10 protein-coding genes are annotated in these 10,924 nt (G+C 31.2%); 6 read left to right on the top strand and 4 right to left on the bottom strand.

What is annotated here, in order from left to right:
• Window positions 1-483: 483 nt before the first annotated feature.
• The gene (locus SOJ_RS10795; protein WP_002508133.1) at window positions 484-1,686 is read left to right on the top strand and encodes an MFS transporter; all 1,203 of its coding nucleotides are present in this window, start codon (window positions 484-486) and stop codon (window positions 1,684-1,686) included.
• Between the two features lie 106 nt (window positions 1,687-1,792).
• Window positions 1,793-2,335 carry a GNAT family N-acetyltransferase gene (locus SOJ_RS10790; protein ID WP_002508132.1) on the top strand — a complete coding sequence of 181 codons (543 nt, stop codon included), beginning with the start codon at window positions 1,793-1,795 and terminating at the stop codon, window positions 2,333-2,335.
• Window positions 2,336-2,859: 524 nt separating this feature from the next.
• Here the strand turns inward: SOJ_RS10790 and SOJ_RS10785 are convergent.
• The 4 genes from SOJ_RS10785 to SOJ_RS10770 form a co-directional block, all read right to left on the bottom strand.
• The gene (locus tag SOJ_RS10785; RefSeq protein ID WP_002508131.1) at window positions 2,860-3,240 is read right to left on the bottom strand and encodes a YbaN family protein; all 381 of its coding nucleotides are present in this window, start codon (window positions 3,238-3,240) and stop codon (window positions 2,860-2,862) included.
• 131 nt (window positions 3,241-3,371) lie between these two features.
• Complete coding sequence (locus SOJ_RS10780; protein WP_002508130.1) at window positions 3,372-4,361, bottom strand: glycerophosphodiester phosphodiesterase; 990 nt, start codon at window positions 4,359-4,361, stop codon at window positions 3,372-3,374.
• A 309-nt stretch (window positions 4,362-4,670) separates the two neighbouring features.
• The gene (gene argH, locus SOJ_RS10775) at window positions 4,671-6,044 is read right to left on the bottom strand and encodes an argininosuccinate lyase (RefSeq protein ID WP_002508129.1); all 1,374 of its coding nucleotides are present in this window, start codon (window positions 6,042-6,044) and stop codon (window positions 4,671-4,673) included.
• On the bottom strand, window positions 6,034-7,239 hold the full coding sequence (locus tag SOJ_RS10770) for an argininosuccinate synthase (RefSeq protein WP_002508128.1): 1,206 nt from the start codon (window positions 7,237-7,239) through the stop codon (window positions 6,034-6,036). Before SOJ_RS10770 ends, argH begins: the two co-directional genes overlap by 11 nt.
• A 342-nt stretch (window positions 7,240-7,581) precedes the next feature.
• On the opposite strand from SOJ_RS10770, the gene SOJ_RS10765 reads away from it, so the two are divergent.
• From SOJ_RS10765 to lepB (SOJ_RS10750), 4 genes are all read left to right on the top strand, one after another.
• The gene (locus SOJ_RS10765) at window positions 7,582-8,913 is read left to right on the top strand and encodes a glucose-6-phosphate isomerase (protein ID WP_002508127.1); all 1,332 of its coding nucleotides are present in this window, start codon (window positions 7,582-7,584) and stop codon (window positions 8,911-8,913) included.
• A gap of 275 nt (window positions 8,914-9,188) precedes the next feature.
• Window positions 9,189-9,764, top strand: a complete 576-nt coding sequence (locus SOJ_RS10760; RefSeq protein ID WP_002508126.1) for a TVP38/TMEM64 family protein — start codon at window positions 9,189-9,191, stop codon at window positions 9,762-9,764.
• Between the two features lie 4 nt (window positions 9,765-9,768).
• On the top strand, window positions 9,769-10,287 hold the full coding sequence (gene lepB, locus SOJ_RS10755) for a signal peptidase I (RefSeq protein WP_002508125.1): 519 nt from the start codon (window positions 9,769-9,771) through the stop codon (window positions 10,285-10,287).
• 18 nt (window positions 10,288-10,305) lie between these two features.
• Window positions 10,306-10,881: a signal peptidase I gene (gene lepB / locus SOJ_RS10750; protein ID WP_002508124.1), complete on the top strand. Its 576-nt coding sequence runs from the start codon at window positions 10,306-10,308 to the stop codon at window positions 10,879-10,881.
• Window positions 10,882-10,924 lie beyond the last annotated feature (43 nt).

Here is a 10,924-nt window from a genome sequence, read left to right as displayed (position 1 = left end):
TAATATAGATCGTATAACTTCGTATATGTATGCTATACGAAGTTTATTACGTATAACTTTATCGATATTTTTTTGTTAGTATATTACATTTAATTATCCATTTTTCTAAGGCTATGAGTACTGGTAGAAACTTTAATCATATTTCGGTTAATGAATAAACATTTATTGTATTTTATATGCTCTCTTCAAAGTGGAAGTTTAAAAAGTGAAAAACTTTATTTTTTGTATGCTACACAAAAATCTATACTAAACTTATAATTGTTATTAACATTGATTTAATTTAAACTGCTATGTTATTTATTTTCCGAATTATCAGACTTGTCGTACTTTTTTAGTTATGCTATTGTAAAAAAGAATATTAATAGCTAAATAATTAACTCCACCTTATAAACTATATAAAGAAAAGGATGACGACCCGATGTAAGATTATATTTAATTTAAAATAAAAATTAAATAATAAATTAATTCAAGGAGTAATTTCTGATGAATAAATCATCGTTTCGTTTTTTATGGATTGGTCAATCTCTCGCAAATAGCGGAGATGTTTTTTATATGGTGGGTTTAATAGCGATAATATACGAATTAACAGGTTCTGTAACTTATATGGCTTTTGTACCTTTTTTTATAACAGCATCAAGGTTTGTAAGTGGCATCATAGCTCCTTTAATTATTGAACGAGTTAGCCTAAAGGCACTTTTAGCTTATTCCCAATTAGGTAAAACAATAGCTATAATTATACTTATAGGTTATATAGATGTTTTTTCTTCTATTAACACAACTGTTTTAATTTTTTTCTTTGTAATTGCCATCTCCTTTTTAGACGGATGGGCAAATCCAGCGAGAAATGCATTTATTCCAATATTAGTCGAACAAAATGCTCTGGTGAAAGCTAATAGTTTACTTGCTATTCTTGATCAAACAATTCGTTTAGGCGGATGGGCAGTTGGAGGAATGCTTGTTGCTATTATAGGGGGAGTAAACGTTCTTTGGTTTACATTTTTCTTGTTTGTAACATCAACTTTTATGATGTTTTTAATTCCTAGTATTGATAAAAATATAGTGAGAGATGAACAGTCAATAAAACTATCAAATTGGGAAGTGTTAAAAAAAGGATGGGTAACTATTTGGCAAACACCCACCTTACGTACTATTAGTATCGTAGAATTTTTTGAATCGATTGCAAATGTGGTATGGGTAGCTGCAATTATGTACGTGTATGTAGACCAAGTTTTGCAAACTGGAGAACAATGGTGGGGGTATATAAACGCGACTTTTTTTTCTGGATTAATGATAGGTGGGTTTTTAAGTTTAAAATGGTCACATTTAGTAGATAGACTTTCCAGTAAAGTTATTTTAGTTGGAGCTCTCTTAGCTAGTTTAACAACTCTAATGTTTGGTTTAACGTCGACTCCGTGGATGGCATTAGTATTATCCTTATTATTTGGTTTGGTAAATCAGATGAAGGATGTTGCTCAAGAGACATTAGTACAGAAGAGTGTGGTTCATAGACTTTTACCTAATATTTACTCAGCAAAAGACGCTTTAATAACGGCAATTTTCGGGGGTTCCTCGCTAATTTTAGGTAATTTGACCGACTTATTTGGTGTGAGATTCATATTTATGTTAGCTGCAACACTGCTTTTTATATCTTCGATTATTGTGATTATAAATAGAAAGGATATTTGAGTAATCTATAATAAATGAAAAGGAAAATACATTTATTATTCGTTTTACACCTAAATAAAATATCAAAATATAAACACACTTATAAGATTTTAAAAGGAGGAGTACTATGTTTAAAACAAAGATTAATGACAATTTAAGCCTTAAAATTTTAGAAGAAAGAGATACTCAAGCACTTTTTAATATAGTAGATAATTCAAGAGACTATCTAAATGAATGGCTTCCCTTTGTAAAATTCACGAAAACAAGTGAAGATACTAAGCAATTTATAAAATCTGCGCTAAATCAATTTATAGAAAATGATGGGTTTCACTGTGGTATTTGGTACAACGAACAATTGATTGGTGTCATCGGATTACATTACATAAATTGGTTGAATGAAAAAACATCTATAGGCTATTATATTGATCAAAATTACGAAAATTTAGGAATAATGACAAAATGCACAAAATTTTTAATAGATTACTGTTTCAATGAAATAAATTTGAACAGAATTGAAATACAAACAGCGACTAAAAATATTAAAAGTCAAAAAATCCCCCGCAAATTAGGATTTAAACAAGAAGGCATTTTAAGAGAAGATGAAAAATTGAATGGAAAATTCGTTGATAGTTACGTGTTTAGCTTGCTTAAATCTGAATATAATAATTAAAAACTAAATTTTTCAGAAGATTATAGTTACCGAAGTTTACAAATAAAAAACTTACATTTTAAACTCACATTTTAAAACAAAGACAAATCAATTGTGATGTGAACCCCAAAAGTTGGACTTAAAAATCTAATTTTTAGGGGTGTTTTTTATAGATATTATATCTTTGAAACACTCTATTCCATGAAACTTATCATTTAATTCTTTTTGAAATTTAGGGTATCTCTATTTGTTGACACAGTAAATATATTAATTTCATTTTCTTTTGAAAAAGGGTGATTTATTGTGCGATTCCTTACTCGGTAAAAAAGCACTAGACAAAGAATACAGAAGAGGCTGTGTCCGTGGAAAGTGTGCATAAAAAAATGTCAACAAAGTCACAGAATTTGTTGACACTCTAAAAAGTTAGTTTGAAAACTAACTTTTTAAGTAAATGCGTTTAATAAATTTAATAGTTAATCCATATATCCAGTAATGGGATGATTATTAAAAAATAATACTTTCCTCAACACTATTATTTTTACCAGCTATTTTTTATCATAAAAATTAGCTGGTAATGTTTTTACAAAAGTAAATAAAACTATCGTCTGCAACGTTACCATGACTAATAAACCCAATCTTATATAAGGATGATCTATCATGAAAATTGAAAAGCCGATAACTATATAAAGACTTAACAAAAGTTTGAACTTATCCTTCAATGTATAGCCTTTGTTTTCTTTAAAGCTCTCAACATAATTAACATAAACCTTTGTTTGTACTAACCATTTTTCAAATTTATCAGAGCTTTTAGAAAAACAAAGTACTGCAACTAATAAAAATGGCGTAGTTGGTAACAAAGGTAATAAAACGCCAGCAAAACCAATGACTGTAAATAACACACCAATAATAATTAAAAAATATTTCAAAAAAACACTCCTATTGATAGCTATTATCAATAATAAACTAATTCATCACTATAGTAAATAACATAACATTTTACAGGATAGTTTTTATTTTGGTTGTTAATTTAGACATTTGTTGTAGGTAATGGAAATTCTTATTTTGCTTGTGTTTCATTTTCATTAATTACTTGTTTGTATAAATCTGGATAATTCGTAAAGACGCCATTTACGCCATATTCATTGAGTCGTTGCATGTCTGCTTTTTCATTAACAGTAAACGGATGAACTAAGAGACCTGCTTTTTTGAGATTATGCACATTTTGTTTTGTTAAATCTGTATGTTCAGGTCCTACGCCGACTACATACTGTTTGATTGCATTAAAGTCTTGTTGTGTCATACTAGGTAATTCACCCTTATCTAATAAGCGTACAAGCGGTATGTTAGGGTTAAGGTTTTGTAGCTTTAATAAACTTTCTTGTGAAAAGGATTGAAGCATAACATGTCCATTTTCAAGCGAATCACTATTTAATAAATTGTGTTTATTTAATGTATCTAGAAGTTTTTCTTCCATGCCAGGATAAACATCAGGCGATTTTGTTTCAATATAATAATTGGCACCTGAACCATAGCGTTGGAAAATTTCATCTAATGTCGGTACTTGGACACCTTCATAGTTTGAATTTGCATATTGAGGATTTTCCGCATTAAATTTACTTCCTGCATCTAATTGTTTCAGTTCTTCAAGTGTATATTGATCGACTCTACCTGTACCATTCGTTGTTCTATCAACAGTTTCATCGTGCATTGCGACGAGGTGACCATCTTTAGTCATTTGTAAATCAATTTCTATATATGATGCGCCTATGGCATTGTGACTCTTATCGTAAGCCGCTAGGGTATGCTCTGGTGCATAGCCACTTGCGCCTCTGTGAGCGATTGTTGTGAATTTTTCACCTGTTAAATTATGTAATTCGTTCTGCTTATTATTTATACCGTTTGAATGAGCGCTTTGTTGTGAATGAGAAGCGTTCTGATTTTCCATCTGACTGCCTTTACCACTTGCGTGAATCTCTGGAGATGCACCGAGACTCAATAATGATGTTACTGCAATACTTGAAATGATAAATTTACTGACGTGTTTCATAATGTTGTCACTCCTTAATCTGAACTGTAATTTCATAGTACAAAATAAAATCAGAAATAAGAATAGGATTTACAACATATTTATTCAAACTAAATAATGTTAAACATATAATTACAATTTATATCAAAAAATTACAAATAAAAGAACGACACTATACCTTGAATGGCTAATACAAGCTGTTTTCTCAAGAATTGTGGCTATTTGAAGATATATTAACTAGCAATACTGTCATTACGTCACAGGGTGCTATATATGTAACAAAAAGAACTGGAAGACCGCTTTTTTAAGCACGTTTCCCAGTTCTTTTTGCTAAAGTTGTTGCTTTATTATATTGATTTGTTGTTTTACTGCTTCTTGTCCCGTTGAACCATAACTGATTCTACGACTTACACAGTTTTCAGGTTTTAAGTAATCATAAATGTCCGCTTCGATACTAGCATGCGCGTTTTGATATTCTTCTAATGGAACGTCTAGTAAATAAACGTTATGTTGTATAGACCAAAGCACAATTTTACCAACGATCTCATGCGCATTTCTAAATGGCACACCTTTGTTGACTAAGTAATCTGCAAGTTCTGTTGCATTTGAAAAATCATTGTAGACTGTTTCTTGTAAGTGATCCACATTCACAGTCATTGTATCGACCATGCCTTCGAAGATACGTAGAGAACCTTTAAGTGTATGCACAGCATCAAAGAGTCCTTCTTTATCTTCTTGCATATCTTTATTGTATGCTAAAGGCAAACCTTTAAGTGTCATAAGCATACTCATAAGATTACCTGTCGTACGTCCAACTTTACCTCTAATTAATTCTGCCATATCAGGATTTTTCTTCTGTGGCATGATAGAAGAACCAGTTGAAAACACATCGGATAAAGTTATGAAATTTGCTTCTGCTGATGACCAAAAAATAATTTCTTCAGCAAAACGAGAAAGGTGAACCATAGTTAATGAAATGTTGTGTAACGTTTCAACAATGTAATCTCTATCGCTTACAGCATCCATGCTATTTTCATAAAGTGCGCTAAAGTTTAATAAAGATTGTGTTTCATGACGATCAATTGGATAAGTAGTACCACTTAATGCAGCTGCACCAAGAGGGGAAATGTCAATACGCTTTAAGCTATCTTGGAAACGTGATTTATCTCTTTCTAACATCCAATAATACGTCAATATATGATGTGCAAACGATATTGGTTGTGCTCTTTGTAAATGCGTATAACCAGGCATAATTGTATCAACATGTGCTTCAGCAACTTTTACAATAGTTTGTTGGAAAGCAGTGATAGATTCAATTAAGTAGTTAACTTCTTCTTTTGTATATAAATGCATATCAGTAGCGACTTGATCATTTCTACTACGTCCAGTGTGTAATCTGCCACCAGCATCACCGATACGTTTAATTAATTCATGTTCAATATTTAAGTGAATATCTTCTAAAGAAACGTCTAAGTTTAAATTACCTTGTTTATAATCAGCTAAAATAGCATTTAAGCCATCTATAATTTGTTCACAGTCTGAATCAGAAATAATACCTTGTTTGGCTAACATCGTTGCGTGAGCAATACTACCTTGGACATCGTATTCGATTAATGCTTTGTCAAAGTGGATAGAAGCATTGAATTCATCGACCCATGCTTCTGGTTGTTCACTAAATCTACCACCCCAAGCTTTACTGCTCATCGTTATATCCGCCATGTAACATAGAATTCACTTTAGTAGGTAGGCCAAAGATATCGATGAAACCAACTGCTGATTCTTGATTAAACGCGTCTTCTTTTGTATAAGTAGCTAATTTTTCATTATATAGTGTATGTGGCGATTTTCTGCCATTAACGATTGCATTACCTTTGTATAATTTAATACGTACATCACCTGTAACATATTGTTGCGTACTATCGACGAATACTTTTAAGCTATCTGTTAATGGAGAGAACCATAAGCCATTATAAATTTGTTCTGAGAATTGTTTTTCGATTACTGGTTTGAAATGTGCTACATCTTTTGTAAGGGTAATTGTTTCAAGTGCTTTGTGCGCTTTTACAATTACTTCAGCTGCAGGTGTTTCATAGACTTCTCTTGATTTAATACCTACAAGTCTATTTTCTACATGGTCAATTCTACCAATACCATGTTTACCAGCTAATTTATTTAAATATAAAATGAGCTCACTTAATTTATATGATTGACCGTCTAAAGCAGTAGGGATACCTTGCTCAAATGAAAGTACAATTTCATCTGATTCGTCAGGTGTATTTTCTATTGGATTAGTTAAGTCATATGCATCTTCTGGTGGTGTGGCATATGGATCTTCGAGAATACCACATTCGTTACTTCTACCCCATAAGTTTTGGTCTATTGAATAAGGTGTATCGTGTTGAATCGGTACTGGGATATTATGTTTAATTGCATAATCTATTTCTTCTTCACGACTCCAAGCCCATTCTCTAACTGGAGCAAATACTTTTAATTCTGGATCCAAAGCTTTAATTGCTACTTCAAAACGAACTTGGTCATTACCTTTACCAGTACAACCGTGTGCAATACCAACTGAATTTGTTTTGCTAGCAATTTCAACTAATTTTTTTGAAATTAAAGGTCTTGATAATGCAGATACTAATGGATAAGTACCTTCATACATTAAATTACCTTTAATTGCATATGATACGAAATCTTGACTGAATTCTTCAGTAGCATCAATAATGTGACATTCACTTGCCCCCATATCTAATGCTTTTTGATGAACGATGTCTAAATCCTTACCTTCACCTACGTCTAAACAACAAGCTACAATGTCGTAACCTTTATCTAATAACCATTTTACTGCAACACTTGTGTCTAAACCGCCTGAATATGCTAATACTATTTTCTCTTTCATAATTTCCACCTCTAATTGATATTTTTAAAATTTGTTTTTTTATTTGATATTGAATAGTATAGCAGATGTTTATTGAAAATAAAACCACTTTTATACATAAATATGCAAAAATATTCAGATAGGCTTATTCGTTAAAGGAAGTATTTATGTTACGAATATTGGAATAGTGTTGATTAAAAGGTTATATCTATATGTATATAATAATGAATAAAAAAAGTGATACGCTAAAAATAATTAGCAAAATTGTCATAATTTATGACTGATTATAGGCTAGTTGTTTGAATAGTCAAAATAAACTTAGTAATATTATACTGAAACTAAAAACACTGGAGGCAATATCAAATGACTCATATTCAATTAGATTATGGTAAAACTTTAGAATTTTTTGGAGAACACGAACTACAACAACAAAAAGATATCGTTAAATCAATTCATAAAACAATTCATGAAGGAACAGGCGCTGGTAGTGATTTCTTAGGTTGGATAGACCTTCCTGTTGATTATGATAAAGAAGAGTTTTCACGTATTTTAGAAGCTTCTAAACGTGTTAAAGAAAATACAGATGTATTTGTAGTAATTGGTATCGGCGGTTCATATTTAGGTGCACGTGCAGCTATTGAAATGTTAACTTCTTCATTTAGAAATAGTGATGAATATCCAGAAATCGTCTTTGTAGGTAATCATTTATCTTCAACATATACACAAGAGCTAATTGATTATTTAGATGGAAAAGATTTCTCAGTCAATGTAATTTCAAAATCTGGTACAACAACTGAACCAGCAGTTGCATTCAGATTGTTTAAACAATTACTTGAAAATAAATATGGCAAAGATGAAGCGAAAAAACGTATTTTTGCAACTACAGATAAAGAAAAAGGTGCATTAAAAGAATTAGCTACAAATGAAGGCTATGAAACATTTGTTGTACCTGACGATATTGGTGGTCGTTATTCAGTATTAACTGCAGTGGGCTTATTACCAATTGCAGTTGCTGGAATTGATATTAAAGCAATGATGGAAGGTGCAGCTAAAGCACGTGAAGAATTGTCATCAGAAAACATAGAAGACAATATTGCTTATCAATATGCAACTATCCGTAACGTTTTATATGCAAAAGGTTATGACACTGAAATGTTAATCAACTACGATCCTTCAATGCAATATTTCAATGAATGGTGGAAACAATTATTTGGCGAATCTGAAGGTAAAGACTTCAAAGGTATTTATCCTTCAAGTGCAAACTATACAACAGATTTACATTCTCTTGGCCAATATGTTCAAGAAGGACGTCGTTTCTTATTTGAAACAGTAGTAAAAGTAAATAATCCAAAACATAACATTACTATAGAAGAAGATAATGATAATTTAGATGGATTAAATTACTTAGCAGGTAAAACAATAGACGAAGTTAATACAAAAGCTTTTGAAGGTACACTATTAGCGCATACAGATGGTGGCGTTCCAAACATTGTTGTTGATATTCCTCGTTTAGATGAAGAAACATTTGGTTATATCGTTTACTTCTTCGAATTGGCTTGTACAATGAGTGGTTACCAATTAGGTGTGAATCCATTCAACCAACCAGGCGTTGAAGCATACAAACAAAATATGTTTGCTTTATTAGGTAAACCTGGATTTGAAGATAAAAAAGCAGAATTAGAAAAACGTTTATAATATAGAAACACTTGTTTCATTAAAATAGTGATTTAAGAAAAGACTCATTCCAAAAATAAATTTGGAATGAGTCTTTTCTGTATTGAAAACGCTAAAGTGAATAATAATTAGCTATATTTTTTCAAGCACATTACGATTACTAATACTATAAGTCTCTGACATGATGCTTTCTTCATTCTCGAGACTGATTTATATTAAATCTAGTACTTTATAGTTTTAAAAACATGATATTACACTTATAATTATAATCAATAGAAATGATGGAGATGGGTTAGATGACAGAAGAACAAGTACAATATTGGTTTGATTTATTCGGAAACCTAGGATATATTGTAGGTTTTTTATTGCCATTTATTGAAGCTTTTATTCCTATTTTGCCAATCATTGTATTTGTCATTGTTAACGTTAATGCATATGGTTTTATAATCGGAACTTTATTGGCTTGGATGGGTACAGTGGCTGGTAGTTATATAGTGTTCCTATTTTTTAGAAGGCTTACGCATACACGTTATATGAAGAAAATACAACAACGTACCTCTGTTCAGAGATTGATACATTTCATTGATAGAAAAGGCGTTCTTCCAATTTTTATTTTAATGTGTTTTCCATTTACACCAAGTGCTCTAGTCAATATTGTCGCAAGTTTATCGCATATTAAAGCACATGCCTATTTGACCGTTCTTATAGCTTCAAAATTTGTAATGATTGGGCTTGTAGGTTGGTTGGGGAATGATATTACAACTTTATTCACAAGCCCTACAAGATTGATAACTATCATCATCGTCATTTTAATAGTATGGTTTGTAGGACGAAAAATCGAGAAACATTTTATGCATTCTTCAGAGGAGTGACAACGTGCGATTCATAGTAAAACATTTGATTTCCATAATATTTGCGATTATTATTGTACTATTGATACAAGCGTTTGTAATTACAGGCGCCGTCATTAAAAATGATTGGATGGCTCCGAACCTTAAACAAGATGATCGAATTATTGTAAATAAGATTAAAACTACATTTAACATATTAGATAATAATGATATTATAATGTATCGTAAAGGCGATGAAATTCAATTCAGTAGAATTATTGGTAAACCTGGTCAATCTATTGCATATAAGAACGGGACGTTATACAGAGATGACAGGGCAGTGGATGAGCCTTATGCGAGTAATAGTATAAATGATTTATCACTTAGAAATATTCAGCAATCTGAAGGAGATATCATTCCACCGAATGCTTATTTTGTACTCAATGATAATCGTGAAAATAAACAAGATTCTAGAACGACTGGATTTATACAGAAAGAAGACATTATTGGAAATGTGAGTTTGAGGTATTTCCCATTTGAAAAATTCACAGTGAACTTTGATTAAATAGACGAGGTGTAAAAATTGAAAAAAGAGATATTGGAATGGATTGTGTCGATTGTCGTTGCAGTGGCATTGGTATTACTAATTGTAAATTTTGTGGCAAAACCATATACAGTTAAAGGTGACTCCATGGATCCTACGCTAAAAGACGGCGAACGTGTCATGGTCAATTTATTTGGTTATAAATTTGGCGATATAAAAAACGGTAACGTCATTGTCTTTCATGCAAATAAAGAAAGCGATTATGTTAAACGTGTTATCGGAACTGCTGGCGATAATGTTGAATACAAAAAAGACAAATTGTTTGTTAATGGTAAAGAAGTAGAAGAACCATATTTAGATTCAAACAAAAAAAATAAACAATATGAATATATTACAGGCAGCTTTGAAACAAAAGATTTAAATCAAGTAGATGGGAAAAATAAAATTCCTGAAGACAAGCTACTTGTGCTCGGTGATAATCGTGAAGTAAGTAAAGATAGCCGCTCATTTGGTTTAATAGACGAAGATCAAGTGGTTGGTAAAGTAACATTTAGTTTCTGGCCACTTAATGAAATGAAATTTGGATTTGATCCTGATACAGATCAAGATAAATAATAACTGAATTTAAGATATGGTTACCTAATATTATAAGAGAAGT

Source organism: Staphylococcus sp. OJ82, from assembly GCF_000294465.1.
GTDB lineage: Bacteria > Bacillota > Bacilli > Staphylococcales > Staphylococcaceae > Staphylococcus > Staphylococcus equorum.
The sequence above is the reverse complement of the archived record's forward strand: the minus strand, read 5'-3'. Positions and strand labels throughout refer to the sequence as shown.